The organism is Acinetobacter sp. WCHAc010052, assembly GCF_002165295.2.
In the GTDB taxonomy this organism is placed as follows: Bacteria; Pseudomonadota; Gammaproteobacteria; order Pseudomonadales; family Moraxellaceae; genus Acinetobacter; species Acinetobacter chinensis.
Map to the genome: position 1 here is coordinate 2,256,397 of NZ_CP032143.1, position 26,916 is coordinate 2,283,312.

At 41.7% G+C, this 26,916-nt stretch carries 24 protein-coding genes; 9 read left to right on the top strand and 15 right to left on the bottom strand.

From position 1 onward, the window contains the following. Positions 1–190: 190 nt before the first annotated feature. The 5 genes from CDG61_RS11235 to CDG61_RS11255 all read right to left on the bottom strand — a co-directional run bounded on the left by CDG61_RS11235 (position 191) and on the right by CDG61_RS11255 (position 5,192). Positions 191–1,063 (bottom strand): hypothetical protein, encoded by an 873-nt coding sequence (locus CDG61_RS11235; RefSeq protein ID WP_087549226.1) that lies wholly within the window; start codon positions 1,061–1,063, stop codon positions 191–193. A gap of 689 nt (positions 1,064–1,752) precedes the next feature. Then, positions 1,753–2,472, bottom strand: coding sequence for a hypothetical protein (locus tag CDG61_RS11240; RefSeq protein ID WP_087549227.1), 720 nt, complete (start codon positions 2,470–2,472; stop codon positions 1,753–1,755). 18 nt (positions 2,473–2,490) lie between these two features. Next, complete coding sequence (locus tag CDG61_RS11245; RefSeq protein WP_087549228.1) at positions 2,491–3,177, bottom strand: hypothetical protein; 687 nt, start codon at positions 3,175–3,177, stop codon at positions 2,491–2,493. Between the two features lie 88 nt (positions 3,178–3,265). Next, on the bottom strand, positions 3,266–4,420 hold the full coding sequence (locus CDG61_RS11250; protein ID WP_087549229.1) for a helix-turn-helix domain-containing protein: 1,155 nt from the start codon (positions 4,418–4,420) through the stop codon (positions 3,266–3,268). A 388-nt stretch (positions 4,421–4,808) separates the two neighbouring features. Then, positions 4,809–5,192: a DUF962 domain-containing protein gene (locus CDG61_RS11255; protein WP_087549230.1), complete on the bottom strand. Its 384-nt coding sequence runs from the start codon at positions 5,190–5,192 to the stop codon at positions 4,809–4,811. A gap of 289 nt (positions 5,193–5,481) precedes the next feature. Between CDG61_RS11255 and CDG61_RS11260 the strand changes: the two genes are divergently transcribed. Beyond that, a complete protein-coding gene (locus CDG61_RS11260) occupies positions 5,482–6,945 on the top strand; it encodes a CYTH domain-containing protein (protein ID WP_087549231.1) in 1,464 nt (487 codons plus the stop codon). A gap of 343 nt (positions 6,946–7,288) precedes the next feature. Here CDG61_RS11260 and CDG61_RS11265 read toward each other — a convergent pair whose 3' ends face one another. Next, a complete protein-coding gene (locus tag CDG61_RS11265; RefSeq protein WP_087549232.1) occupies positions 7,289–7,921 on the bottom strand; it encodes a hypothetical protein in 633 nt (210 codons plus the stop codon). Positions 7,922–8,016: 95 nt separating this feature from the next. Between CDG61_RS11265 and CDG61_RS11270 the strand changes: the two genes are divergently transcribed. The 5 genes from CDG61_RS11270 to CDG61_RS11290 all read left to right on the top strand — a co-directional run bounded on the left by CDG61_RS11270 (position 8,017) and on the right by CDG61_RS11290 (position 12,186). After that, positions 8,017–8,361, top strand: coding sequence for a DUF3144 domain-containing protein (locus CDG61_RS11270; protein WP_087512493.1), 345 nt, complete (start codon positions 8,017–8,019; stop codon positions 8,359–8,361). A 56-nt stretch (positions 8,362–8,417) separates the two neighbouring features. Further along, positions 8,418–8,813: a DUF3144 domain-containing protein gene (locus CDG61_RS11275; RefSeq protein ID WP_087549233.1), complete on the top strand. Its 396-nt coding sequence runs from the start codon at positions 8,418–8,420 to the stop codon at positions 8,811–8,813. A gap of 195 nt (positions 8,814–9,008) precedes the next feature. Further along, positions 9,009–9,656, top strand: a complete 648-nt coding sequence (locus CDG61_RS11280; RefSeq protein WP_087549234.1) for a LexA family protein — start codon at positions 9,009–9,011, stop codon at positions 9,654–9,656. A 13-nt stretch (positions 9,657–9,669) separates the two neighbouring features. Further along, positions 9,670–10,965 carry a Y-family DNA polymerase gene (locus CDG61_RS11285; protein ID WP_087549235.1) on the top strand — a complete coding sequence of 432 codons (1,296 nt, stop codon included), beginning with the start codon at positions 9,670–9,672 and terminating at the stop codon, positions 10,963–10,965. A 144-nt stretch (positions 10,966–11,109) separates the two neighbouring features. Further along, the gene (locus tag CDG61_RS11290) at positions 11,110–12,186 is read left to right on the top strand and encodes an amidohydrolase family protein (RefSeq protein ID WP_087549236.1); all 1,077 of its coding nucleotides are present in this window, start codon (positions 11,110–11,112) and stop codon (positions 12,184–12,186) included. Positions 12,187–12,324: 138 nt separating this feature from the next. Here the strand turns inward: CDG61_RS11290 and CDG61_RS11295 are convergent, their stop codons facing one another. The 4 genes from CDG61_RS11295 to CDG61_RS11310 form a co-directional block, all read right to left on the bottom strand. After that, on the bottom strand, positions 12,325–15,105 hold the full coding sequence (locus CDG61_RS11295) for a M16 family metallopeptidase (protein ID WP_087549237.1): 2,781 nt from the start codon (positions 15,103–15,105) through the stop codon (positions 12,325–12,327). A 108-nt stretch (positions 15,106–15,213) separates the two neighbouring features. Next, the gene (locus CDG61_RS11300; protein ID WP_087549238.1) at positions 15,214–16,392 is read right to left on the bottom strand and encodes a winged helix-turn-helix domain-containing protein; all 1,179 of its coding nucleotides are present in this window, start codon (positions 16,390–16,392) and stop codon (positions 15,214–15,216) included. Positions 16,393–16,574: 182 nt separating this feature from the next. Next, entirely contained in the window at positions 16,575–17,399 is an 825-nt protein-coding gene (locus tag CDG61_RS11305) for a PhzF family phenazine biosynthesis protein (protein ID WP_087549239.1), read from the bottom strand. Between the two features lie 202 nt (positions 17,400–17,601). Then, positions 17,602–18,993, bottom strand: coding sequence for an L-cystine transporter (locus CDG61_RS11310; protein ID WP_087549240.1), 1,392 nt, complete (start codon positions 18,991–18,993; stop codon positions 17,602–17,604). Between the two features lie 213 nt (positions 18,994–19,206). Between CDG61_RS11310 and CDG61_RS11315 the strand changes: the two genes are divergently transcribed. Beyond that, entirely contained in the window at positions 19,207–19,791 is a 585-nt protein-coding gene (locus tag CDG61_RS11315; protein WP_087549241.1) for a flavin reductase family protein, read from the top strand. Positions 19,792–19,945: 154 nt separating this feature from the next. Next, a complete protein-coding gene (locus CDG61_RS11320) occupies positions 19,946–21,124 on the top strand; it encodes a YbfB/YjiJ family MFS transporter (protein ID WP_087549242.1) in 1,179 nt (392 codons plus the stop codon). 54 nt (positions 21,125–21,178) lie between these two features. Here CDG61_RS11320 and CDG61_RS11325 read toward each other — a convergent pair whose 3' ends face one another. Further along, positions 21,179–21,487 (bottom strand): DUF4124 domain-containing protein, encoded by a 309-nt coding sequence (locus CDG61_RS11325; protein ID WP_147387786.1) that lies wholly within the window; start codon positions 21,485–21,487, stop codon positions 21,179–21,181. Between the two features lie 169 nt (positions 21,488–21,656). After that, complete coding sequence (gene icd, locus CDG61_RS11330) at positions 21,657–22,910, bottom strand: NADP-dependent isocitrate dehydrogenase (protein ID WP_087512483.1); 1,254 nt, start codon at positions 22,908–22,910, stop codon at positions 21,657–21,659. A 200-nt stretch (positions 22,911–23,110) separates the two neighbouring features. Between icd and CDG61_RS11335 the strand changes: the two genes are divergently transcribed. After that, on the top strand, positions 23,111–23,899 hold the full coding sequence (locus tag CDG61_RS11335) for a pseudouridine synthase (RefSeq protein WP_087549244.1): 789 nt from the start codon (positions 23,111–23,113) through the stop codon (positions 23,897–23,899). An 80-nt stretch (positions 23,900–23,979) separates the two neighbouring features. Here the strand turns inward: CDG61_RS11335 and CDG61_RS11340 are convergent, their stop codons facing one another. From CDG61_RS11340 to CDG61_RS11350, 3 genes are all read right to left on the bottom strand, one after another. Beyond that, positions 23,980–24,780: a sulfite exporter TauE/SafE family protein gene (locus CDG61_RS11340; protein WP_087549245.1), complete on the bottom strand. Its 801-nt coding sequence runs from the start codon at positions 24,778–24,780 to the stop codon at positions 23,980–23,982. A 110-nt stretch (positions 24,781–24,890) separates the two neighbouring features. Continuing rightward, entirely contained in the window at positions 24,891–25,385 is a 495-nt protein-coding gene (locus tag CDG61_RS11345; RefSeq protein ID WP_087512480.1) for a flavin reductase, read from the bottom strand. A 439-nt stretch (positions 25,386–25,824) separates the two neighbouring features. Further along, positions 25,825–26,856 (bottom strand): methionine synthase, encoded by a 1,032-nt coding sequence (locus CDG61_RS11350; RefSeq protein ID WP_087549246.1) that lies wholly within the window; start codon positions 26,854–26,856, stop codon positions 25,825–25,827. Positions 26,857–26,916: the final 60 nt, after the last annotated feature.

A 26,916-nucleotide genomic window follows, 5' to 3' on the forward strand; every position in this document is an offset into this window, starting at 1 on the left:
CCACCCGACGGTTCATCACCGAACCATAAATATGTGTTTAATTCTTCCTCTCCATAAAACTTCAGAATCATTCAATCGCATCAAACCCAGACAACAGCCTGATCAGTGAATCCGACGCTATGGCATATTTTCCACGGATAAAAAAGCCGTATTTACATACGGCCGCAATCAAACAATCAACTTAACTTACTCATAACTCCAGTAAACTCTCCCATGTAGCAGTCTTATCAAATAAAAGTTTATTTTTTACAATTGCTTTAAATATTGCATTTTGAGCATCCAGATATGAAATACTGATTGTACTGGTAGTGTCAGTCAGATCCTGAATATTCAACACTCCACTGTACGGATAACCCACGACCTCCCCGTCAGCATCGGTTTTGAACAGATAAGGCGTTGCTGAATTATCAAATGCGATATTAATATCCCCACCTTCACGCCCTGTGGATTTCACTTTTCCTTTGACCTGATTTTTAATATCCGCAGTACCCTGAGGAGTCCAGTCCAGCTGATAGTCACTCAGTACATAACTGACACTCTGAAAACCACCTTTACCATTCGGCTCTTTTACCAGGATGTCAATCTGATCTGATTTAAACTGCGTCAGTATTTCACTGTCTGTACTCAGTAATTTCCCTTTAATGATCTGTGTGGTACCATCAGGAAAAGCCAGGTTTAAATCCTGAAAATTATAACCCGCACTCACATCAATACTGCCATTTGCAACTGCACTGGCCTCACTCTCAAAAATACCTGTACATTTATCCAATGTAATTACAGTTCCTGTCTGTTTCCATGAACCCGTTTTACAGGGTACAGACTCACCTATTTCGTCCATACCGTATACAAGGGTATCCACGACTCCCTCCATCAGGGTTTCCCGAAGTGCAATCCCGCTGCTTGTTTCAACCTTAGCCAGTACCTGTGTTTCCGAACTTTCATTATTTTGATTATTTCCACCAGGTGTACCCTGATCTGCTGAACTTTGACTGTCCGATCCACCACCGCACCCAGTCATTAAAAAAATTCCACTGCACAAAATCGCGATTAATTTTAATTTCATGATGACTTCCAGTATTTTTTTATAGTCTGCACAGTGTTAGACATATTTTTTTTGCAGTCTATTCCATAAACCAGGTATAGACAGGTGACCAGAATACATATACCTGCAATTAATTCTGAACAATTAGTGAAGTAAATTTAAAAAACTGAAAAATACCAGATTTCAGTGATAGATCATTTTTTAACAGGAGTATTTAATAAAGTTACTTGATAACAACAATAGAGTTATAAAAGTAATAGTCTGTAAAGAGAACCATGCCTACAAAAATATAATAATAATTTAGGTATGACCAAACATGATTCATTATGTTCTGCGTTCAAAAAAGCATTTGGGGAGGCTTGCAGAGCATAATGGATCAACCTATTCATTCAATGCAATCATTTTTCAATCCAGATACGCTTCACCAGATATTCCACTTACTTTCTGAACAATCCAGTTTCCAGAAATAAAAAAAGCCTGAGGAATGTTACCCTCAGGCATGGAAAGATAAAGATATGTCATGGTTAAACCATTGCCAGATGGTTGATTCGACACAAGTAATTATTAGAATATTCACTCTAATTTTGCAATACCCTTAAACATTCATTTGTCTTTTTTTTATCATATTGTGCAATTTTTTCAAAAGAATGAATCAGTCTGCTTCACAACAAACCCCGGTTTTGCATCTGATACTCTGTTTACACATATTTTTACAAGCATTTTTTCAGTAATTCAGCGGTAAATCTGGATGCCAGACCTCCCCATTGATTTGCAACAGATGCACAAATCGCCTTATATGGCATGGAATTGACCGCACAGGAGTGATTCACAGGCAAACGACCTGAATTGAGTAATACTGCAGGATCTTCGCCGGGTCCCCCCCATGACTGTGATGCTGTTCCTGCTGCATCTTTTGCTGTCTTATCATAATTTTCAGCATCAAGCAGAGCCTGTTTGATAGCCTGCTCTTTATTTGCCGTGGAGGTTTTTACTTTAGAAATCACATCCTGCACTTTCGTACTGAGTATCGAGTTTCGTAAATCCTTTAATTCGGGGTCAGTATAAGCTTTCATGATTGAGCCAAGTTTACTGTAGGTCCCATTACAGCTTGTCTCCTGTACAAGCGCATTATTTAAAGCCAGGCTTTTGAGCCCCGAGCCAGCCCCCCTGTTTCCTGAGCCTGAAAACGCCTGATTCTGCATCAGCTTTTCAGCAGATTTCTGCGCATGCTCATGATAGATATCCTTTGCTGAATTGAGCCTGCTTCTGACTTCTTTATTTACTTTTGAAATATTTCTGTTTCCTTCGCCCTGCGCACGATTCAGCAAGTCATCAATATCTATATCCGACATTGCTGAATTCGGATCTGCATACAATGGGGCACTGTATGCATTTAACAGAAAAATCATCATCCACAACCATTTTTTCATGATTTTTCTTCCTTGATTTTACTTCTGAAAATCCACTTTATGTTGCATTCCATTAGTGTCGATAATCAAAACCAGTGGATCTGTCTCTTTTACCTTTTCAAAAAAAACGAGTCCATCAATCACCTGCTTCGGTTTTAAAACCGTCGTATTGAGTACATTGGATGTAACCTGATGACTTAAAGCATCCATCGTACTGGATGTATACTGAGTCGACTGACTGTAAGTTTCAAAGGCTGAATTTATTGATTCACTTGCCTGTTGCTGAGAAGTCTGTGCCAGTGATGTATCTCCAGATAATGCACCTAAAATACTGGTACCAATTGCAAGCGTTCCAACAACACCTGCCCAGATTGCATCATTCCTGTCCTTTTTCTGCTGAATTTTACTTAAACTTTCAACCGTCAGCGCTGAGACAGGCTGCCCATTCTTTGTTAACTGAACATTTTCAGGACCAAATTTCAGTGGTTTTTTACTTAAATTAGCGACAGTTACCCTGATCGGTAAGCCATATTTTGAGATGTCTTTGTATTCTGTTGAACGTGAGCTCATTTTACTGATACGTACTACATAATCTCCCTGTCGTGACTGTAACTGGCCATCAGATGTCAGACTCTGGTTTAATCCAGCAACAGGTTTGGTCGGTACTCCGGCACATGCGCTCAGCAATATGGTCAATGTGCATATTTTGATTATTTTATGATTCATTTTCAGGATTTCCTTTTTCTTTTATAGATATTCTGAAATTTCTGAAAGCAATAATCCATTCCCTGAACTGGGTATAAATTCTTTAAAACTAAATTCTATGCTCAGGCATATTCAACAACAGCCGAACAAGCTCTGATTGCCTGTTTGTTGACGTTTTTTTATAAATAGCGCGAATCTGCTTTCTTACCGTATCTTCTGTGACATGATTTTTCTGAGCAATTTCTTTGGGCAAATAACCTTCCAGTAACAGCAGGGCAACTTTTGTCTCCGCTGGAGTCAGATGAAATGAAAGATGTAACAGATGCAGATCTATAGCTGATGAATAACCTGAATCATAAAGTGTCAGCATAACAGCAGGAAGAATACCGGACATTTTCATTTCATTTTCAGAAACCAGTAAAGTAACAAAGAGATAAAGAATGTTTCCATCTGCATGTTTGATTTTAATACAGCTATTATTCAGCTTCTTGTTTTTTAAAGTTCTTTCATTTTTAAACTGTCTTTCCAGCTGGTTAATATTCTGAATCAGCATTGTCTGATAAGGTTCAGGCAGACATATCAACTCATTCTGAACTGCAATAATTTTATTTTTTCCAGTAACTCTTTCTGCTGCATGATTATGGTGCAGAACTGTACCTGATAAACTCAGCAGAATAACCGGTTGCGACAACTTATCTATCAGTTCAAAGCCAATAATGGATTGTGTTGAATACTCATAAATATTCCGTTGTATTTTTACCACTCTTCTTAAATGAATCAATAATTTATCAAGAAAAATCAATTCATCGGAAACCAGTGGCTGTCTTTGTGCTGAGGTCTGTATTGCAATCAGCATACATAATTTATCATCCCTGATTATTTCATGTGCAGCTGTATAACGTATCTGATCTGGAAGTAATATATCGTGGGATAAATCAGGCTTTTTTAAAATATCATCTGAAATATCATGATGACACTGATACCAGCCCTGACGGGATGTATTCAATACCCCCTTCCATTCCTGAACAGGAAAATGCAGATATAAAACTTCAACCTGAGCTGCATCCTTTCCACTGATAAACCGGTTCACAGTTCTACTGAATGAATACACCTGAAACTCCAGATCCCGAGCTAAAACGTGAACACTGGAACAGTTTATAACGGTTGATAATTTCTTACAAAAACTCCCCCAGCCATCATACTGTAATGGAATTTTATAAATCAGATCGACCAGTTCCTCATAATGTATCTCGTAATTTTCCATGAATTATTTTTCTTTTTATGAAGTTAATGTGATAAGAATAACTTTTCCATACACATTCACCCAGATATAAAATTCAATAAAAAATAAATATTGCTACCTTTATAACGATTAATAAAACCTTTTGTTTTCAGGTCATTTCTACAGATTCTTCTGTTTATTTATAAATATTTTTCTTTAGGTATTTTTTTAAAGTATTTCAATCACATTTTTTTCATAAAAAGTATAAATCAGAATAATCTTCAGTAAACAATACGTACTGAAAAAATATAACATCTCCGCTTCTTAAAAATATTCATGCTGTTGCTACACTGAACAATGCAGATTCAGAATAAAAAATGGATGATTGTGAATCATCCATTCTATGAAATTCAGTAAAATACGGCGCAGATTAACTGTCTATTTTATCAAATTTACGGTCACGCAGGCTTAAGTTACCACGCACGATGTCTGACAGCATCCGCCAGTCTGAAATGAAACTGTATAAAGGCTGTTTAAAACTGGCAGGTTTATTTTTTTCAAAGACGAAATGCCCTACCCAGGCACAGGCATAGCCTGAAACCAGTCCATAGACAAAATATTTAGGTTTACGCTGTCGAATGGCTTTAGTGAAAAAATAAATACCTACACTGCTGCCTGCTGCATGTAAACGGCGACTCATGATATTGCGATGTTCAGTCAGATAAAATCTGTAAAACTCTGAGTAGTTTTTAATGGGTAACTGAAATCCTGGGGTATCTTCAACTTCCCGTCTGGGCTGTACCTGGGCATTCATTTGCTAACATCCTTCTGTTTTTTCTTTGTCTCAGCCAAACCTGTTATACATCTTATACATCGCCTGGCCATGGATCATCAATTTTCTGATCATTATTCACACTTACAATATGCCAGTTTGATAAAAAATAACAGTCCATTTGATGTCTCTTTCAGTGATGTCACAGAGATTAACCAAAACAGCCAGTCTGCCTCTGTTCAAGTATGGCTTTTGGGCTACAATACGGACTCTTTGCACGATTCACTGTATATCGAATTGCTTGCCTTAATATAACAATCAGGAAAACCTCATGCTTGAAGTTGAATTGAAATTTCAGATTCCAGAAGCCCGTCGCAGTGCCTTACTCAAAGCCGTAGACCCTAAAAAATCTGATGTCATTCAGCTCCAGGCCCGTTATTTCGATACTGAAAGCAAACTGCTGGCGCAGCACAAAGCAGCGTTACGTCAGCGTCTTGAGGGTACGCAGTGGGTACAGACACTGAAAGCTGCGACACCGCAAAGCCATGTTCAGCGTTTTGAAGATAATCACAACCTGGGTGAACTGGAACAGGCGCCTGAACTGGATCTTTCGGTATATCAACAAAATCCCGAAGCCCTGAATATTTTAAAAAATGCGCTGGGTAATGAACTGGATCAGCTTAGGCTCCAGTTCGAAACAGATATTCAGCGTACCAGCCGTATCATTCAGTTTGAAGATGCTGAAATTGAAGTCTGTGTGGATATTGGTGAAGTCCGTACAGCATCAGCTAAACAGGATATTCACGAAGTTGAGTTTGAACTGAAAAGTGGCTCTGTTCAGTCTTTACTGGCTTTCAGTTTTGAGTGGGTTAAAAAATATCAGTTATGGCTGGATGTCCGCAGCAAAGCAGAATTTGGCAACTTACTTGTCAGCAATAAAACTGTCAGTCCTGCGAGTACCGCCAAAGAGCTACAGTTCAATAAAAAAGACTCTGCTGATAAAAACCTCCGTTCTTTTATTGCCAGTCATCTTCAGCATTTATTGCCCAATATTGCAGCCATTTCCGCTCAGGTCGCAGAAAAGGAGCATATCGAACAGGCGCAGACTGCACTGCATCATCTGCACCTGAGTTTGGCGCTGTTCAAGGACTGGACCGATACCAAAACCGATAAATGGGCACATCAACTGTCAGCATTTGAAAGTCATTTTAAAAATCTTGCGCATTTTGAACATATGCAACGAACCCTGGGTGCTTTATTGCAAAATCCCAAAACCGCAGAAAGTCTGAATAAAGATATTCTATATGCTCAGGAAAAGCTGATTAACCTGGTGAAATCGACACAGAATGTTCAGCATTATCTTGAGCTGCTGATGTTCAGTCTGAGCAGTTCCAGTAAAGTACAGAGTCATGACCTGAAATGGTTTGCTCAGAACACACTGCAAAATCAGTACAAGCAGTTACAGGAATGTCTGAACAGTGCCGACCTGTCTGACCTGGAAAGCCTGGAAGCGCTGGCATTACGCCTGAATGAACTGAAATTCAGTTTTCCACTTCTGACCAGTATTTATGATGTGAAAAACCTGCAGAAGTACGGTAAATCGTTAAATGACGCACAGGCAGCCTGCGAACAGTACCAGGTCCTAGCATCTTCATCTTCTTACTTACAGGAAACTGAACTGGAAGCCAGTGACTGGTTTGCACTGGGCTGGTTAACCGCCAAGCAGGAAGTCTACGCCGAAAAATTGCTTGAAGCGACTGAACAGTTCCTGGTCAGCCGTAAGTTCCTGAAATAAAAAGCTGAAACATCAGTATTTCTTTTATTATCCATTCATTTTACAAAGGCTGTCCCTGATCTGACAGCCTTTGTAAAATCAGCAACTGGTCAAAATCCAGGATTTCACCTGCGAACTATTTTGCATATTGTGTGATCCAGTAAATGCATCCTCTGTCTATCCAGTTCAGAAGCTGCTGACCATGTATACATGGTTTGCTCGCAACAACAGCACTGTCATCTAAATCCAGGTTGGGCTTACTTCAGACAGATCAGCAACTCCCTTCATGGCATAAGATGTATGCCACGGAAAGTAAGCTGTGAAAAACGAATTTTTCCCGAAATTTCTATTAGAGTCGGTTCCATCAACGGTATTTCCCAAACACTTTCCATGTACCGTTGTCAGCCAGCGGGTCACTGTAGCTGTCATTGCGCTGCTTTCGTGGTTTGTCCCGAGCATCCACCAGTTCAAAATGTGATTCCGTACTTAACACCAGTCCATTGACATAAAACCGTGTGCGCGTGTATTCACTTGCACCATGCTGAAAAACATAGGTTCGTAAATCAATAAATTCACGATGTGCCACCAGTGCTGCAGTATCATCACTGTTTAACCAATGTGCCATAGCCATCATTTCAGTGGTATCGAACTGTCCACATTTTTCCACCAGGCTTGCAATACCACGAAAGGTTTTGGATTCTTTTGCTCTGGTTTTATTGATCCGAACCCGATCCACATGAAAATAAAACAAAGGTAAATTCAGATGACTGGGTAAATGTACAGCATCAGGTAATTCATCCTGCATAAACGGCTGGCAGAGTTCCTGCGCCCGCTCGATCAGCCCCCCCCACTGCTGATAGTAGGTTTCAACCTGCTGTCTGGACCCATAGTAAATGGGTAATCCCTCAACATTTGCCAAGTCCGCCGGTGGCCAGATATTCTGCTTCAGTAAAGCAATATCACTTTTCAGGCTTTGTATGGCAATGGCGTCCTGCATGAGAATTCCTTATTTAACGGCAGTTTTAAAATGCTTAGGCTATTTTGAGTATGCTATACTTCAGAATTACACACAAGTTCTTTCATGGAAGTCAAATGTCTGAAGAAAATCAATTACCTGAAGATGATCAGTTTTATGAACGTGCTGATGAGTTCATCTCTTTGGCAAATAAACAATGCAACTCTGTCTCAGAGTCTGAATTTGAAACTCAGGCAGCAAAAGTCAGTGCTTCATTTATGTACGCCAATGCCCGTTTCAGCACCTGGTTGACTGCCTGTGGTTACAGCAATGCTGATGATATGCGAAACAATAAAGAGCTGATTCTTCAGTATTTCCTGGATCAGTACAAAATGATGCTTGAAGACAATTTTGAAGAATATGCATCCAATTTCGAAGAATATATGAATGTCGAAGCAGAAGAAGTTAAGCGTTTCGTTTAAGTATTCAATTGCCTATAATAGCCGTCTATTGAAGTTTAAGTTGTGGAATAAAAGTCATGTCTCAGAAAATTGAAGCTACAGATGTCACCGAAGAAGAAGCCTTAAATGCTGTATTTTTTGAGCGTGCTGACGAATTTATTAAACAGGCCAATGAGTTCTGCCGACCACCTAAAGGGCAACAGACAAAACCTGAAGAATTACGTGGTCAGGTCAGTGCTGCCATGCTGTTTGGTACAGCCCGTTTCAATACATGGGTCGCTGCCAATAACTTTAAAGACGGTAATGAAATGCGTGATGCCAAAGATCAGGTCATGTCCTATATTCTTCAGCAGTTCCAGATGATGCTGGAAGATAATTATGATGAATACTGTGACCAGTTTGAAAACTATCTGCGTTTCCGTAAAAATGAAGAATTTCATGCGCATAAACATGATCACAAGCATGAACATTAAGTTCTTTATTTAATATATTTTAAAAAGTCCTTCGGGGCTTTTTTATTTGCCTGTCTGATTTTTTAAATATCAGTACGTCCCAGTCTGACGCAATCCTGTCGGATTTCACACCTGCCCCGTTGCAGCCGTTTCCCTGTTTACTTATGCTCTGAATACTGTATTTCTTCAAACACGCCTTGTTGCGTAGGAGCAGACATGTCTAAAAAAATTCCTGTGTATTTTTCCGATGCCGCTTTTGCCAGGCTGCAACAGCTGATGGGTGAGCATGGTAAACCCAGTCCAACATTGAATGCCCTGCTTGAAAATAGCCTGGAACCTTTACAACATACGGTTTCAACATCAAAGGCATCCTCCATCATTGATGCTGAACTGCAAAAAGCCTACCCTCAGCGCACCTGCCCCTTACCTGTGACCCTCGAATCCATTCCGGCAGGTTTTCCAGCACCATCCGTCAATGATATTGATAAAGTTATTGATTTAAATGACATTCTGATCAGCAATCCTGAAGCGACTTTTCTGAATGTCATTAAAACCACATCCATGGTCAATGCCGGACTTGAGTATGGTGATATTGTAGTGATTGACCGCAGTCTGGAGCCCCGTCACCGCAGTATAGTGGTTGCCCTGATTGATCAGCATGAACTGACCATTAAACGTCTGATGGTTTCAGCTCAGATGTCCCGGGCAGAACTGGAAGAAGAGTTTGGCGAAGATGGACAGGACATTCCTGAACGCTGGCTGAAAGCTGAAAGCCCTGAATATGACAATATTTGTCTGAAACCAGGTCAGACTTTCAGTGTTCTTGCGGTCGTGACCTGGAACCTGAAAAAAATGCTTGCCTGATCTGGTGCTTTTTATGAAAAATCAGGATCAGATTTATGCACTGGTGGACATGAATAACTGCTATGTAAGCTGTGAACGGGCATTTGATCCACAGCTGAATCATATGCCTGTTATTGTGCTGTCCAATAACGATGGCTGTGTCATTTCACGCTCAGAAGAAGCCAAGCAGCTGGGCATTAAAATGGCTGTTCCGTTTTATCAGATTCAGTCCCTTGTGCAACAGCATAAGATTCAGGTACGTTCCAGTAACTATAAACTTTATAATGAAATATCACGGCGTTTTCATAATATTCTAAAAAGTTCTGTCAGCCCACTGAATCACGAGTTTTACTCTATTGATGAAGGTTTTCTCAATCTCAGTCAGTTTCAGCAGCATGACCTTTCAGATTTTACCCAGCAGATCAGACAGCGTATCGGACAATGGCTGGGCATTCCTGTATGTATCGGTATTGGTCGCAGCAAAACTGAAGCCAAACTGGCCAATCATCTGGCTAAAAAAAATGCCTATATGGCAGGTGTCTGTAATCTCGCGCAAATGGATCTGTGCAGTAAGGAAATGCTGTTTCAGAAGATTGATGTGGCTGAAGTCTGGGGGGTGGGGTGTAAAAACTGTAAACGGCTTTATGCTCTGAACATTCATTCTGTATTTGATCTGGCAACGGCTGATCCTGCATTTATAGAAAAAATGTTTTCGGTAGTCATGAAACGAAGCGTACTGGAGCTGACGGGTGTTTCCTGCCTGGAACTCGAACAGATCACCACAGCCAAAAAGCAGATTATCTCTTCCCGTTCCTTTGGTCAGCGTATCACTGACCTGGACTCATTATCTGAAGCCATGAGTCATTTTCTACAGATTGCGGTTACGGGTTTACGCAGACAGCAATCGCTATGCAACGGTCTGATTGCTTTCGTACAGTCAGGTACTTTTCCTGGTCGGACACAGTATTACCAGCAATCGATTACGATTAACTTTGCCACTCCAACAGACTCTGCATTACAGATGAATCAGGTGCTGATGTCACGTATGTCTGAGCTGTTTAAATCAGGTATAGCCTTTAAAAAATGTGGTGTTATTCTGACTGGACTTGAAAATAAAGCCACGCATATACATGACTTGTGGGCAGATCACGAGCAGCTGGAAAAATTTGAAAAACTGCAGTGTGTCATGGATCAGGTCAAACACCGCTATGGACAACAGGGACTGGCGATTGGCGCAACACAGCTACCTGACCGAGACTGGTCGATGACACAGCATCATCTCTCACCTGACTATTTCAGCCTTGAGGGCTTACCTGCCATTTATCACTGATACAGCATCCCGCTGATATTGTTTTCAGCCAAATTAACCAGAACAGAAATTGTTTTATTCTTGTGTTTTCAGTCTGAACCATCTTCCTTTTCCATCCAGTTTATATTTGAATGGAAACAAAGATATAACAACGGCAGAATAATTATGCAAAATTTAGGATTTGCATTGATTGACCCACATATTCACCAATGGGATCCCTATAACACACCACATGCAGCAGCACTGGCAGTAAAACTGCTGGGCAAACACCCTTTTTTACTGGATAAAATGGTGCGCCTGGTCAAACCGCGCGATCTGCTGGATACTGTTGGACTGACAACGCATATTACACGTCCTTATTTACCGCGGGATTATAAAAAAGATACGGGACATTATGCGGTTGAACAGGTGGTCCATGTAGAAGCCAGCTGGGCAAACCATAAAGGCAAAGGCGTAGTCGGTGAAACCGAATTTATTGAATCATTAGCTTTCAATGCTGACACCGTAAAACTGGGAGCAATTGTTGCTACAGCAGATCCGACAGACAGTAATTTTAAAAAAATTCTGAAACTGCATCAGCAGGCTTCAAAAAAAGTACGTGGCATCCGTCGTATGGCAGCACATCATGAAGATAAAGGGATTCATGCCTGGGCTGATGATCCACATTTGTATACCAGTAAAAAGTTTTTAAAAGGTTTTGAACAGATTGCACAGCACCATCTGAGTTTTGATGCCTGGGTATATTCCACTCAGATCGCGGATGTTATAGAACTGGCAAAAAAATTCCCTGAAACTTCAATTGTACTCGACCACTTTGGGACACCTGCAGGGCTGTTTGGCAAGGTGGGGCAATCCACAGGCTTAACTCAGACTGCCCGGGAAAATATTTTCTATCAGTGGCAGGACAATATTGCAGAACTGGCAACCTGTCCAAATGTCTATACCAAAATGTCAGGTCTGTTCATGCCGGTACTTGGACATCAGTTCCATAAGAAAAAACAGCAGGCATCAAAACAGCAGATCATTGATCTGGTTGCTCCACTGATTACCCATGCACTGGACAGCTTTGGTTCTTATCGGGTGATGTTTGCTTCCAACTTTCCAATGGACGGTGTCAGTACCTCACTGGTCAATATTATTGATGCATTCAGTGACATTGTGGCGGGCTATGACCATGAAACTCTGGAACGGGTATTTCATCATAATGCGAGACAGTTTTATCGACTGGATACGCCCCACTGAATCAGTGCTGTACAGGTCATCTCTTAGAAATAGAGACTGCCTGTTTCACTTAAATCTGATTCACTTTCTTAAGACATTCATAAATAAGATATACATAAAAAAGCCGCTGTTATCAGCGGCTTTATAATCTGAATTCACTTATTTTTTGACCGCAGCGCTATCCTGTGGCTGCCCATACTGATCTGCCATGACTTCCACAAGATGAGCCGGCTGAATGTACTTTTTAATTACAGTATCCACATCTGCTTTCGTCAGTTTAGCAATAGCCTGATCACGTTTTTTTCTGAACAGAAGATCACGATTCCGTTCCAGCTGTGGTGCAAGCATCTTATGAATATTACGCTCATCTTCAAGCGAGGTTACACGCTTTTTCATAATACTGGCTTTTGCTGCTTCCACTTCCTGTTCAGTGACACCTGATTTCAGCAGTTTTTGCAGCACTTTATGTACTGACTGTGAGACTTCAGCCGACTTGCCTGCTGTGTAATTTGCATTAATGGTTAAAGCACCTGAATCACTCCAGTCATCCAGCTGAATGCTGCTGCCAAAACCATACACCAGTGCATTTTTCTCTCTTAATTCCTGTGCAAGACGAGAAGAAAGCTGAGAGTTCCCCAGGATATAACTGAACACCATCATTGCAGGAGTATCGGGATGATCAGCCCCCATTGGGAAAGTCTGCAGTGCCTGATAACTGCCAAATTCACGCTGTTCAGACAATGCATGAACTTTCTGCGCAGAATAAGACCTGAATTCAGAATTTAAACGCTGGTAAGGCTGCTCCGAGTTCCATCCTTCAAAATTCTTCTGAAGCAGTTTCAGCATTTCATCAGATTTAAAATCACCTGTCAGCGCAACCTGTGCGTTGTTCATGGCAAAGAACTTTTTATACAGCTCCACAACCTGATCACGGGATGCCGCCTTGACCTGCTTAACCGCAAAATCAGGTTCAAAATGATAACGCAGATCACCAGGCTGATAGACCTCGATCAGCCTTGCTATGGTTAAAGCAGCTACCGTTTCAGGTTCAGTATATGGGCGGTTCAGTGTCGCCAGAGTTTGAGATTTGATCAGATCAAACTGACTCTGTTCAAAAGCAGGATTTTTCATGACATCCACGATGTACTGAAAAAATTCAGGAAATTTTTCTTTTTTTGCAACGATCTGAATATTCATACCATTGCCTGCCGCAGAAGCAACTGCCCCGCCACCTGCTTCAATGGACTTATCTGCAATATTCTGCAGGCTGTATTTATCTGATGCACGAAGCAGAAGGTAAGATGTAAAATCAATAATTTCATCTTTATTGAACAGGCTTTCAGCCGTGCCAAAATCTACATTGATCGTGGCATAAGTTTTGTCATCCTGGGTTGCCACAGGGAACAGTGCATATTTCAGACCATTTTTTAACTGCCCACGCTGAATTTTCTGTTCATTTTTTTCAAGTTGCTGACCGGATCTGACCAGATACTGGCGGACTTCCTTTTTATATTCACTGACATTCTTTAAAGGTTCAGCCTGTTCTGTTTTCTGATCAAGCGTCTGTGGCTGCTCCTTTTTCTCCTGCTGAAGTGCTTTTTTCTGATCTTCAGGTGTCGGTTTTATATCCCCTGAAATACGGTGTGCAGGGATTAAAAAGTCTTTCAGGGTACTGTTGACTTCAGCCACATTCAGTTTCTGAATCCGTTCCAGATCTTTAAAATACTGCGTCCAGTCGCCCTGATAAGACACATAATAATCAGATAACCGTGACCCCAGTGCCGCAGCATTGGTCTGAATGCTTTCAGCCTGGTTCTGCACCATATTCTGTACACGTTTCAGTTCAGTTTCATTGAAAGGTGCTGTTTTTTCCACACCATTAATCAGACCTGTCTGAACTTTATCTGCCTGATGATCAGGTGCATATACAGCTCCCATAAACACCAGGTTGAAATCACGATCCAGCCATGTTGTAGACTGAACAGCTGTTGCAGTCCCTGTTTCGACTATGCTCTGATAAAGATGCCCGCTGGGTTGCATACTGTATAAAGGAGGTGAAAGAGACAGTACCGTTCTGATCTTTTCATTTTTTCCATTCAGATAAATACTGAATTTTGCCAGGTCACTGCCTTTTTGAACCACAAAATTACGGTTCTGTATTTTTGCTGAATCCAGTACAGGTACCTGAGCCTGTGCAGGCACTTTTCTCGCAGGAATCTTACTGAAATTTTTATCAATCTGTTTCAGTACTTCGGCTTTATCAAACTTACCAGAGATCACCATCACAGCATTGTTTGGAGCATACCAGGCTTTATAGAACTGATTCAGTTCATCCATTTTTATGGACTTGAGTTCTACCAGATCACCAATAGGCAAACGTCCCATATACTGATTGCCATAAGCAGATTTCCACATCTGATCCATCATGACGGCAAAAGGCTGATCCATGCGGACTTCACGCTCACGCATAACAATGTTGATTTCTGAAGGGACAAATTTTTCCTGCAACACCAGTTTGTCCATCCGCTCTGCTTCCAGATAGATGACTTCATTCAGTGCATTTTTTTCTGGGCGTACAATATTCATATATTTAGTGGAATAATAATCTGTACTGGCATTGGTCATTAAGGTGTACTGATCCAGTCTGCGCTGAAATTCTTCACCTTTTACATTCTGTGTACCTTTAAATGCCAGATGTTCAAGCAGATGTGCCAGACCGCCCTTGCCCTGAGGGTCATTCAGCGAACCCGTCATATAAACGGTATTTACAAAGACTTTATTTTCTTTGTCATTCGGTGCAAGCAGAACCCGAAAACCATTATCGAGTTTATATTCTTCAATATTATGTTCAGATTTAAGTAATATCGTCTGTGCAAAAGCCCCCGCACTGAAACCGATTAAACAAAGTGACAAGGTAAGTTTTTTCATCTGTATCAACATAATCTGCCCAGAATTTATAAATGATTTTAAAGTTTTATACCGCTCTCATCTTAAAAAATACTGCGGTAAAGATATAGTAAATTTTTGAAAATATTGCTGTTTATTTCATCAGGATCTGTACAGATGTTGTGCCAGTCCAGCAATATGCTGAACATCGACCTGAGCACACTGGTTGAATACTGCAAATTTTGTTAGTGCCTCTGCCAGTTGTGTCCAGAAAACATCATGCTGTCTGATTTCTGTCTGCAGATGCAGACTGATCACTTCCAGCCGTTTTTCTGCACGATGGGCTTTGCAGTCCATTCTACCCACCAGTTCATTTTTAGCTAAAACAGGCAAACTGAAATAGCCAAAAATCCTTTTATCAGCAGGAACATAACATTCCATTTTATAATCAAAATCAAACAGGGTGTTTAATCGTTCTCTGTGAATAATCAGGTTATCAAAAGGAGAAAGGATTTTGACATCCGTGTATTCATTGCTCCGTTCAGCCATCTGCTCCAACCCCGCTGCATCGACATAGAGCTTTTGTCCACGATCCAGCTGGATTTCCTGAATTTCACTGGTACTCAGTTTTTCATGAATCAACTGACGCATGGCATCACGAATGGGCTGTCCTGACTTTAAATGTATCAACTGTTTCCAGCTGAACACGCCATGCGCACGCTGAACAGTTTTAAACAGGTATTCTGCATATTCATCCATACCGGGCATATTTAAATTCAGCCCTTCGGGTAAACAGCGTTCAGACAGGTCATAGAACTTTTCCATACCCTGACGTTCGCAGATCATTAAGTCACCCTGCATAAACAGATGTTCAAAAGCCCTGCGGGCAGGTCCTGAATTCCACCATGTCCCCTGTTTATTTTTATGCTTTGCATCAATCTGTCTGGAACTGATTTTCCCTTCAGCCTGTATTTTTGCCAGAATTTCCCGCATAAGACCAGCATCGCCCCGCCCAAAATAGCGGGTTGTGCCCTTTCTGACCTCAAGCATCTGGGGCAGCGCAAAACGATAGTCCTCTACAGGCAAATAAGCCGCGGCATGAAACCAGTATTCAAAAATCTTTTTCTGCTGAACCAGCTGATTTAGGTGCCCATGTTCATATCCAGGCACTCTGTTCCACAACACGTGATGATGTGCCCGCTCGACTACTGAAATGGTATCAATCTGCACATAGCCCAATTGCTGTATGGTCTGCAACGTTCCTGCAAGCCCCGTGGCAATGTTTTGCTGCGTGGAAAGCAGTTGTCTGGTCAGTGCCAGCTGTCTGAGTGTGGTTTTCATCATTATTCTATTGAAACTTTATGTATAAAGTGATTGATAGAAATCATCAGTCAAACCCTGTTTTCTGATCATTATCCTGCTCAATTTTATCCTGTTTCAATGGACAAAGAACATAAAAAAATGCCCTGATCTGCTGTCATAATCAGAGCATTTCGTATATTCAGGCTGTCAGAGGTTGTGAATTACACTTCAATTTCAGCCTGCATATACAGTTTTGCATAGCCCGATATTTCAATTCTTTCGGCTGACTGAATTTCACAGTACAACTTACCGCCACGCTCTGAAACCTGATAACCCACCAGTACATTTTTGCCCAGTTTCTCTGCCCAGAGAGGGGCAAGACCGGTATGCATGGAACCTGTGACAGGGTCTTCATTAATTCCTTTATGCGGCGCAAAGTAACGTGCAACATAATCATAGTCATCAGAAGCTGCGGTAACTGTAACATCCAGATCCGTCGCTGTAATGGCAGTACTGACATGATGATGTTGTGCAATCTCTGCAATGGCAACCAAGTCAGGCTGTGCATCCATCACATCCTGCTCAGACTCAAGCTCCAGAATATAAGCCTGTGGGTTTAAATACACGGCTTTAAACGGTTTATTAATGACTTTGTTTAAAAGTTCTGGATAGTCCGTAACCTGTACTGGTTTTCGGACAGGGAAATTCATCTGAATTTTGCCGTCTTCTGCCTGAGTAATCGTAAATATCCCCAGTTTTTTAACATGAAACTGAATGCTTTTCGCCCTGGTAAAATCTTTAAACAGAACGAATGCAGATGCCAGTGTTGCATGACCACAGAAATCCACTTCAACTTTTGGGGTAAACCAGCGGATCTGATAGTTTTCATCATCCACACGTTTTACAAAAGCAGTTTCAGCCAGATTATTTTCCAGTGCGATATTCTGCATCAGCACATCATCAAGCCATTCATCCAGCACCAGAACTGCCGCCGGATTTCCTTTAAATAACTGCTGTGTGAACGCATCCACCTGGTACATTTTCATAAGGGATTCTCCTGTCTATTCTCACATCATAAGGCATCTTAAAAATGAATACAGATACAGTTCAAAAGATAAAACAGATACAGATCCAGGCTCGGATTAATGGACAAATAAAATAAATTTCACAAAATAAAAATCCAGTGTTTTACACACTGGATTTTTCATAAATACTGCACCTAAATCCTTCAGACACAGAAGGATGGTATCAGCTATGTTTCAGCTCAACAGCTTCATCGGACTGTAAAATTTCCTGATTGGTCTGCCCCAGCAACTGACTTGTAACCATTCCTGCGGTCATGGAACCATCCACATTCAGCGCAGTACGTCCCATATCAATTAAAGGCTCAATTGAAATCAGCAGTGCAACCAGGGTGACCGGTAAGCCCATGACAGGTAAAACAATCAATGCAGCAAAAGTTGCACCACCACCTACACCAGCAACCCCAATGGAACTGAGCGTCACCACACAGACCAGGGTCACAATCCAGACAGGATCCAGAGGGTTGATACCGACAGTAGGTGCAACCATCACCGCCAGCATAGCGGGATACAGACCAGCACATCCGTTCTGACCAATCGTGGTTCCAAAAGATGCTGCAAAACTGGCAATTGTTTCTGGAATTCCAAGTCTTGTAGTCTGTGCTTCAATACTCAGCGGAATACTGGCAGCACTGGAACGGCTGGTAAATGCAAAAGTCAGCACAGGCAGTACTTTCTTAAAAAACCGTACAGGATTGACACCGGTCAACGCCAGCACGAGTGCATGTACTGCAAACATGATCGCCAGTCCAAGATAGGATGCAACCAGAAATCCTCCCAGATTAATAATATCTGCAGCGTTGGAACTTGCGACGACTTTAGTGATCAGCGCAAAAACACCATAAGGTGTCAGGGTCATTACCAGACGAACCAGTTTCATCACCCATGCCTGCAAAGTTTCAATCGCAGTCACAATCCTCTGACCTTTCACAGCATCGTCACGGATTAAATGAATCCCTGCAATTCCTAAAAATGTAGCAAAGATCACTACACTGATTATGGATGTTGGGTTTGCACCCGTCAGCTCCGCAAAAGGATTACTTGGAATAAAGGACAGAACAATATCGGGCACACTCAAGTCCGTCACTTTTCCTATATAGTCAGTATTCAGCTTATCCAGTCGTGCTGTTTCCTGTACGCCCTGAACCAGGCCTGCTGCGGACAGTCCAAAAAGGCTGGTCACCATCACACCGACAAAAGCAGCAATGGCTGTCGTCAGCAACAGTGTACTGATCGTGATAAGACTGATTTTTCCCAGTGATGAGGCATTGTGCAGTTTAATCACGGCGCTTAAAATGGAAATAAAGACCAGAGGCATCACCACCATCTGTAACAGTTTGACATAACCATTACCTACAAGGTTGAACCATTGAATGGACTCTTTCAGGATGTCAGAACCTGCGCCGTAGGCAAAATGTAAACCCAAACCAAAAATCACCCCAAGACATAAACCTGCCAGTACTTTTTTAGCCAGACTCCAGTCCGTTTTACGGGTCTGCATCAGTAGAAAAATAAAGCCTGTAAATAAGACAATGTTCAGTATTAAGGGAAAATTCATTGTGAATCCTGCTGTTTTATTGCATTTATTATATGTCAGATGCTATGCTGGATGAATCTCTCAGCATTTTTAATGATTTTATTCTGACTGAATAATGTTGTAATTATCGTCAATAAAACAGTTATTTATTCTATATATCTTAAAATCTTCTAAGCTATTTTAAAATTCTGCTAAACATCTCCTCACAGGTGATGAATAAAAGGACTCACCAGATTGAATACGCACATACAGACGGTTGAACTCGCCAAAGCATATCGCCTGATCAATCATGGACCGACTGTCCTGGTTTCTGCTCAGTTTCAGGATGACATCAATGTAATGACTGCTGCCTGGGCATGCGCCCTGGAACTGGTACCTGCCAAAGTTTCCGTCGTGCTGGATAAAGCCACAAAAACCCGTCAGCTGATCGAAAAGTCAGGATTTTTTGCGCTACAGGTTCCGACGCTGAAACAACTGCAGCTGGTTCAGGCTCTCGGCTCCATCAGTCAGCATGAAGACCCGCTTAAACTTGAGCACTGCAATACTCCTCTGTTTCAGATAGATGGTTTCAGTGTCCCTTTGGTTGAAGGCTGCTCTGCATGGCTGATCTGCGAACTGATTCCAGAACCGCATAATCAGCAGGCTCATGATTTATTTATTGGAAAAGTAGTTGCAGCTTATGCAGATGACCGTGTTTTCAGAAATGGTCACTGGTACTATCATGAAGCTGCCCCTGAATGGAAAAGTCTGCATCATGTTGCAGGTGGACATTACTACACGATTGGTGACGCTGTAGATGCAGCATCGGTTGATGTCTGATTTTTCAGTTTCAGTGTGTAAAACAATGAACTGATCAAGTATCCATGTGCTTAAAATATACAGGCTAAAGTCTAAATATATTTCACTTGTCATCTATTCCTAACCCGCTTAAGGTGAATTAAACATCAAGAAATGATTCCATAGTGAGAACAGGATGCTCTCCAGCAAAGTAAAACTCAGTCTTTTTCTGTGTCTCAGTATGTGCCTGGGGATTGGTATTCTGCGTTTTTCCTATACTGCATTACTGCCATCCACACGGGCTGCCTATGAATGGACAAGCAGTTTTGCCAGTATTCTGAGCAGTGCAAATCTGCTGGGTTATCTGATTGGAGCGTTCTGGGCAATGAAACTGCCACAGAACAGCCGTATGACATTTTTTATTCAAAGTGCAGCCATTCTGGGCAGTATCAGTCTGCTGAGCTGTGCTTTTTCAGGCTTTCATGGCAGCTGGTATATTTTCTGGCGTGTCATTTCAGGTATCAGTGGTGGCCTACTCATGATCCTGTCACCAAGTGTGGTTGCTCAGTGCTGTGATCTCAAAGACCGCTTGAGCATCAATTTCATTGGTTTCAGTGGTATCGGCATCGGGGTTCTGCTGGCGACACTGTTTATGCCCTATCTGGACAGAATCAGCACCAGCAGTGCATGGCTCATTCTTTTTGGTTTTTCAGCCATCATGTGTGCAGTCCTGTGCATACTTCTACAGCAGTTCAGATTTCATCTGTCAGCTCAGGCACTTCCTCAGACAGAATCTGTACCCGTTCAGGGGCTGTATCTGTGTCTGCTGACGGTATATGCATGCAGTGCTTTTTCGTATGTACCGCATTCTCTGTTCTGGATTGACTATCTCAGCAACACTCTGCATCTGGGACTGAACGTCATCAATTTCAACTGGATTCTGTACGGCAGCGGCAGCGCACTGGGGGCTGTAACTGCCTATATGCTGTCCAGGAAACTGGGGAATTTCAACGCGCTGAAAGTACTGTATTCTTTTTATGTCGGAGCGATATTTATTGCTGTTATGGATGCTTATCCAGCACTGACTTTTGTCTCCTCATTCCTTACAGGTCTGCTGAACCCTGCTGTGGTTTTCCTGACCTCATATACGATATTGCAGATTTATACCCATGCTTATAAAAAACTGTGGAGTATTGCCACGCTGTGCTTTGCCATTACCCAGCTGATAGGTGGATTGACATTCAGTACCCTGCAAAAGGCGGGAGTGTCCTATCATCAGCAGTTTGAACTGGCAGGGTTTGTGTTACTGGCGGGAACAGTTGTACTTTTTGTTTATCTGCGTAAATCACCACCTAAGCCACTGCATCAGCATTAAACCGAATCAAAAAGGCATTTTTAAAATGCCTTGATCATTCCAGCTACAGAGATGTCAGTTACGCTCTTTGGTCATCCGATAGGCGTCCTGTGCAATGGCCAGGCTTTTCTTTTTCCCTTCCACTGTGTCTGGAACAGCATTTGATGTATAAGGTTCAGCTTCCTGCTGTTCATCTGCCAGTGTATACGCTGTTGCAGGAGACTGTGCTTTATGATGCCTTAAACCTGAAATAAGCTCACCCTTTTCTTTGCAGGGTTTCGACTGATAGCCTGTTTCCCCACTGGAAATACACTTATAAATATCCTGAGCAAACACAGGACTGCCCAAGCCCAGAGCCATAATGAGAGTCAATATTTTTTTCATTCTGTAATATCCCCAAAACATATAAAATATCAGCCAATGAATAAAAAAACTATCCATCGTGCAGACTTATTTTCAGCTTTTAAACTTAGCTTCAGCTGTCTGAATCCTGCATGATCTACATTGATAAAAAAAACCCGCAAACAGTGCGGGCTTTTTTAGAAGTTCAGATTCAGTCCATATGCTGAATGATCGCATTGCCAAATTCTGAACAGCGCAACAGTGTGGCATTTTCCATTAAACGCTCAAAGTCATAGGTTACAGTTTTCGCTGCAATCGCCCCTGAGATACCTTTAATAATCAGATCAGCTGCTTCAATCCAGCCCATATCACGCAGCATCATTTCCGCTGAAAGAATAATGGAACCTGGGTTTACTTTGTCCTGACCTGCATATTTAGGTGCGGTACCATGTGTTGCTTCATAAACAGCAATTGCCCCGCCAATGTTTGCACCAGGTGCAATCCCAATCCCGCCGACTTCAGCCGCCAGTGCATCGGAAACATAGTCACCGTTCAGGTTTAAAGTTGCGATCACAGAATAATCCGCAGGACGCATGAGGATCTGCTGTAAAAAGGCATCCGCAATCACATCTTTAATCACAATGTCTTTACCGGTTTTTGGGTTTTTAATTTTCACCCAGGGACCACCATCAATCAGTTCACCACCGAAACGTTCAACTGCAAGCTCATAACCCCACTCTTTGAATGCACCTTCGGTATATTTCATGATGTTGCCTTTGTGTACCAGGGTCACACTCGGCTTATCATTATCAATCGCAAACTGAATCGCTTTACGCACCAGACGCTGTGTACCTTCTTTGGACACAGGCTTAATCCCGATACCACAGTTATCCTCAAAACGGATTTTACTGACACCCATTTCTTCTTTTAAAAACTTGATGACCTTCCTGGCTTCAGGGGAGTCCGCTTTCCATTCAATCCCTGCATAAATATCTTCTGAATTTTCACGGAAAATGACCATATCAGTCAGTTCAGGATGACGCACAGGAGATGGGACACCTTCAAACCAGCGCACCGGGCGCACACAGACATACAGATCCAGTTCCTGACGCAAAGCCACGTTTAAAGAGCGGATACCACCACCGACAGGTGTGGTCAAAGGACCTTTAATGGACACTACAAATTCACGCAGTGCTTCAAAAGTTTCTTCTGGCATATATGTACCATAAATTTTGTCCGCTTTTTCACCGCAGTATACTTCCATCCATTCAATAGACCGTTTGCCACTGTAGGCTTTTAAAACAGCCGCATCCACCACCGATTTCATTGCAGGTGTAATGTCCACACCAATGCCATCCCCTTCAATAAAAGGAATAATCGGGTGATTTGGAACATTTAATGATAAATCTGCATTTACTGTAATTTTGCCGCCATCCGCAGGCACTGTGATCTTCTGATAACCCATTTTGCAGGTTCTCCCTTTTATTATAGCTGGCTGATCCAAAAAAATTGCCAATTTGACAATACATTCAACGCTTCTTAACGCATAATAGTCTAATCGAATTCCAGTATTGTTTGAGATTTATACAAAGAATAGCCACATTTCTTTGTTAAATGAAACTTAATCAATCGCTATTTTATGTAATTACAGAAGCCTGTTCTTTTATGAAAATTGTTATTCTCAATAAACCATATGGCGTCCTCTCCCAGTTTCGTAAAGACGAAGCACACATGACCATGTCTGACTTCGTGGATGACTCAACTTTACGTCTGGCTGGTCGACTTGATATGGACTCTGAAGGTCTGGTGTTTCTGACCGATCACGGTGGTTTGAACCAATATATTACCAATCCCGCCAACAAGAAGTTTAAAACTTATCTGGTTCAGCTGGATGGCGATATCACTGAAGAAGCGCTTGAGCAGCTGCGTAAAGGCGTGGAGCTCAAAGATGGTATGACTCTGCCTGCCAAAGCAGAAAAAGTTGAACAGCCTGAATGGTTATGGGACCGCGATCCTCCTGTACGTTTCCGTGCCAGCATTCCGACATCATGGGTGGAAATTTCCATCTGTGAAGGGCGTAACCGTCAGGTTCGTCGTATGACGTCAGCAGTCGGTTTTCCAACTTTACGTTTAATCCGTACACGTATCGGTGCCATTGACCTGGTGCAGATGGGTTTACAGCCTGGCGAGACCAAAGATATCGAACCACTGTTATATCCTGACTTCCAGAATGTGCCTGCCGAAGAACCGTATCGCTCACGTTCTTATGTGAAAAAACCAGGCGGTACTGGCGGCAAGCCAATGGTACGTAAAAATAAAGATGGTTCTGTGAAAAAATCGGGAACCAAACGTATCTGGCAAATGGATGAAAGTGAAAAACCGAAGCGTAAAACCAACGGTACGACCCGTCCAAATACCAAAGCTCCTCGTGGTCGCGGACGTAACAGCCGTTAAAAACCAGTATTGATAAAGACCATTAAAAAAAGCCTCCGTTCTGGAGGCTTTTTTAATCCACTTTTTTTCTTTCTAAGAGCTTAAATAAACCCTTTCACCAAAAAGAAACTGCCTACACAGAGCAATAAAACGGCAAAACATTTTTTTAACACTGCTGGTGATAATGCATGTGCTGCTTTTGCACCGAGTTTTGCAGTAAAAAAGCTCATAATACTGATGCCCAAAAATGCATAAACATGAATATAACCAATGGTGTTTAGTACATTCACCTGCGCATTCATTCCAAAAAGCATGAATCCTAAAGCACCTGAAATCGCAATTGGTAGACCACATGCAGCTGAAGTACCGACTGCTTTTTGCATGACCACGCCATAATGCGTGAGATATGGCACAGTGATACTCCCACCACCAATACCAAAGATTGCAGAAGCAATTCCAATCCCCGCTCCTGCCCCAATTTGAGCCGAAGTTGATGGTAATGTTTTAGTATTGTCCACAACCTTTTTCGAGCCCATGAACATGGTGTACGCTACCCAAAGCAAGAATACACCAACGATCATTTGCAGATGAAGTCCAGATAACCAGCCTGCAATACCAGCCCCCAAAAAACAGCCCAATGCCATACCTGGTGCCAGATTTCTAAATACTGACCAGATAATGCCATCTTTCTTTTGATGTGCCATTAAAGAGCTGATTGAAGTGACAATGATCGTTGCAAGTGAAGTACCCAATGCCAGATGCATGACAACATCAGGATCATAGCCCATCTGGCTAAAGACAATATATAGAAGCGGGACAATGATGGTACCACCACCCACGCCAAACAGCCCAGCTGCAAATCCTGCAAATGCGCCGATGATTAAAAAAATGATGAGTTCCACGGATTACTGACTTTATAAATTGAGGGAATAAGATTTTGAAGCGTTAGGGTCTGCTCACACAGCGTATATAATATTAAAAATACACGGACGACGAATGACAAACCCTGGATTTAAGCGATTTCTGTTTCACCAACCTGGTGATAAGCACGGTTAAAATAAACCAAAGCTTGATCTTCCTGGTTCTTCTGGATTGCAACAATTGGGCAGATAAAAATGGTATGTGTGCCCACTTCCTGAATATCTGAAATTTTACAGTCAAAACTGACCAAAGCATCAGCCAGCACAGGTGAACCTGTTTCAAGTTCAGACCATTCTCCAAGTGCAAAACGCTCATCTGAACTGAGTTTAGATGATGCAAATGCATTGGAAAGTTGCTCATGTTGAGCACCTAAAACATTCACAGTCAGAACTTTATTTTCAACAAAATGCGTATGAGAACGTGATGATTTATTCATACAGACCAATAATGTCGGTGGCGTGTCAGTTACACTGCACACAGCAGAGGCTGTAAAGCCATGAAAACCTGATTCACCAACGGTGGTCACAACATTGACCGCACTCGTTAACGAAGACATTGCATTTTTAAAGTCTGTTGCATCAACCATGACCGTGTTCCTATTCGCCTAAAACACTGTATTTGAATAAAGTTCTGAAATACTGTGCTGTTTAGATCTAACTGTGTATCGGAAGTTCCCTCTTCTTTGTAGAAAAAGGAACTTTGAATGCTGTGTAAATGGTTAGTTTAAGTAATTACTGATATGACTTACTTAAGAAATAATTGTATTCATAAAAAATATTTAAACTTTTTAGTCGGAGTCTTACAACCATAGTTTTAATTTAGGGATCAGCCTTCGGCTCGACCTACTTTTCTTTCGGGAAAAGTAGGCAAAACCATTGTCCTTCGCAAAACTCGCAAAATACCGAGAAATATAAAAATTATCGCAGAAACAATATCTTTAAAATATTGTCATGCTCAAACAGTTGCGAAGGACGTTTCCGCGTATCAAACTCAGTTTAAGAAACCAATACAATCCTGTTTCAAAATTATCTCAATAATTCCTGACGGATAATTTCTGCACCTGCACTGAGGGCTTTCAGTTTTCCACGTGCAACTTCACGACCAAGTGGCGCCATACCACAGTTGGTTGAAGGATAAAGTTTATCAGCATCGACGAACTGTAAAGCTTTGCGCAATGTATCTGCAACCTGTTCAGGTGTTTCAATCACATTGGTCGCTACATCAATCGCACCCACCATGACTTTTTTACCACGAATCAGCTCAATCAAATCCATCGGTACACGTGAGTTCTGACATTCAAGTGATACGATATCGATTTTAGACTGTTGTAGTTTCGGGAATGCCTCTTCGTATTGACGCCATTCTGAACCTAAAGTCTTTTTCCAGTCGGTGTTGGCTTTAATGCCGTAACCGTAGCAAATATGTACCGCAGTTTCACATTTCAGACCTTCAAGCGCACGTTCTAAAGTCGCTACACCCCAGTCATTCACTTCATCAAAGAACACGTTAAATGCTGGCTCATCAAACTGGATAATGTCCACACCCGCAGCTTCAAGTTCACGCGCTTCCTGGTTTAAGATTTTAGCAAATTCCCAAGCCAGTTTTTCACGACTTTTATAATGACCATCATATAAAGTATCAATCATGGTCATTGGACCAGGTAACGCCCATTTAATCGGTTGATCTGTCAATGAACGTAAAAACTTAGCATCTTCAACAAATACAGGTTTTTGACGGGATACAGCCCCCACCACAGAAGGTACGCTTGCGTCATAACGATCACGAATTTTCACCGTTTCACGCTTTTCAAAATCTACACCGTCTAAATGCTCAATAAATGTGGTGACGAAATGCTGACGGGTTTGTTCGCCATCGCTGACAATATCAATGCCTGCTTGCTGTTGTTCATGTAATGACAAACGCAGTGCATCCAGTTTACCATCTACAAGTTCCTGGTCCTGCAATTTCCACGGCGACCAAAGTTTTTCAGGTTCTGCCAACCATGAAGGTTTTGGTAAACTGCCTGCTGTAGATGTAGGTAATATACGTTGAGTCATCTTTAATCTTCTATCTCTAAATTTGTTTCTTTCAGTAATTCTGTCGCAATTAAATCCTCC

What these genes read in the sequence shown, in the direction of transcription:
- CDG61_RS11300 (WP_087549238.1), bottom strand. Translation starts at nt 16,392, where the DNA reads ATGAAAACCACACTCAGACAGCTGGCACTGACCAGACAACTGCTTTCC.
- CDG61_RS11345 (WP_087512480.1), bottom strand. Translation starts at nt 25,385, where the DNA reads ATGGTTGATGCAACAGACTTTAAAAATGCAATGTCTTCGTTAACGAGT.
- CDG61_RS11275 (WP_087549233.1), top strand. Translation starts at nt 8,418, where the DNA reads ATGTCTCAGAAAATTGAAGCTACAGATGTCACCGAAGAAGAAGCCTTA.
- CDG61_RS11320 (WP_087549242.1), top strand. Translation starts at nt 19,946, where the DNA reads ATGCTCTCCAGCAAAGTAAAACTCAGTCTTTTTCTGTGTCTCAGTATG.
- CDG61_RS11335 (WP_087549244.1), top strand. Translation starts at nt 23,111, where the DNA reads ATGAAAATTGTTATTCTCAATAAACCATATGGCGTCCTCTCCCAGTTT.
- CDG61_RS11235 (WP_087549226.1), bottom strand. Translation starts at nt 1,063, where the DNA reads ATGAAATTAAAATTAATCGCGATTTTGTGCAGTGGAATTTTTTTAATG.
- CDG61_RS11270 (WP_087512493.1), top strand. Translation starts at nt 8,017, where the DNA reads ATGTCTGAAGAAAATCAATTACCTGAAGATGATCAGTTTTATGAACGT.
- CDG61_RS11250 (WP_087549229.1), bottom strand. Translation starts at nt 4,420, where the DNA reads ATGGAAAATTACGAGATACATTATGAGGAACTGGTCGATCTGATTTAT.
- CDG61_RS11350 (WP_087549246.1), bottom strand. Translation starts at nt 26,856, where the DNA reads ATGACTCAACGTATATTACCTACATCTACAGCAGGCAGTTTACCAAAA.
- CDG61_RS11295 (WP_087549237.1), bottom strand. Translation starts at nt 15,105, where the DNA reads ATGTTGATACAGATGAAAAAACTTACCTTGTCACTTTGTTTAATCGGT.
- CDG61_RS11260 (WP_087549231.1), top strand. Translation starts at nt 5,482, where the DNA reads ATGCTTGAAGTTGAATTGAAATTTCAGATTCCAGAAGCCCGTCGCAGT.
- CDG61_RS11265 (WP_087549232.1), bottom strand. Translation starts at nt 7,921, where the DNA reads ATGCAGGACGCCATTGCCATACAAAGCCTGAAAAGTGATATTGCTTTA.
- CDG61_RS11285 (WP_087549235.1), top strand. Translation starts at nt 9,670, where the DNA reads ATGAAAAATCAGGATCAGATTTATGCACTGGTGGACATGAATAACTGC.
- CDG61_RS11305 (WP_087549239.1), bottom strand. Translation starts at nt 17,399, where the DNA reads ATGAAAATGTACCAGGTGGATGCGTTCACACAGCAGTTATTTAAAGGA.
- CDG61_RS11290 (WP_087549236.1), top strand. Translation starts at nt 11,110, where the DNA reads ATGCAAAATTTAGGATTTGCATTGATTGACCCACATATTCACCAATGG.
- CDG61_RS11280 (WP_087549234.1), top strand. Translation starts at nt 9,009, where the DNA reads ATGTCTAAAAAAATTCCTGTGTATTTTTCCGATGCCGCTTTTGCCAGG.
- CDG61_RS11240 (WP_087549227.1), bottom strand. Translation starts at nt 2,472, where the DNA reads ATGAAAAAATGGTTGTGGATGATGATTTTTCTGTTAAATGCATACAGT.
- icd (WP_087512483.1), bottom strand. Translation starts at nt 22,910, where the DNA reads ATGGGTTATCAGAAGATCACAGTGCCTGCGGATGGCGGCAAAATTACA.
- CDG61_RS11325 (WP_147387786.1), bottom strand. Translation starts at nt 21,487, where the DNA reads ATGAAAAAAATATTGACTCTCATTATGGCTCTGGGCTTGGGCAGTCCT.
- CDG61_RS11310 (WP_087549240.1), bottom strand. Translation starts at nt 18,993, where the DNA reads ATGAATTTTCCCTTAATACTGAACATTGTCTTATTTACAGGCTTTATT.
- CDG61_RS11245 (WP_087549228.1), bottom strand. Translation starts at nt 3,177, where the DNA reads ATGAATCATAAAATAATCAAAATATGCACATTGACCATATTGCTGAGC.
- CDG61_RS11255 (WP_087549230.1), bottom strand. Translation starts at nt 5,192, where the DNA reads ATGAATGCCCAGGTACAGCCCAGACGGGAAGTTGAAGATACCCCAGGA.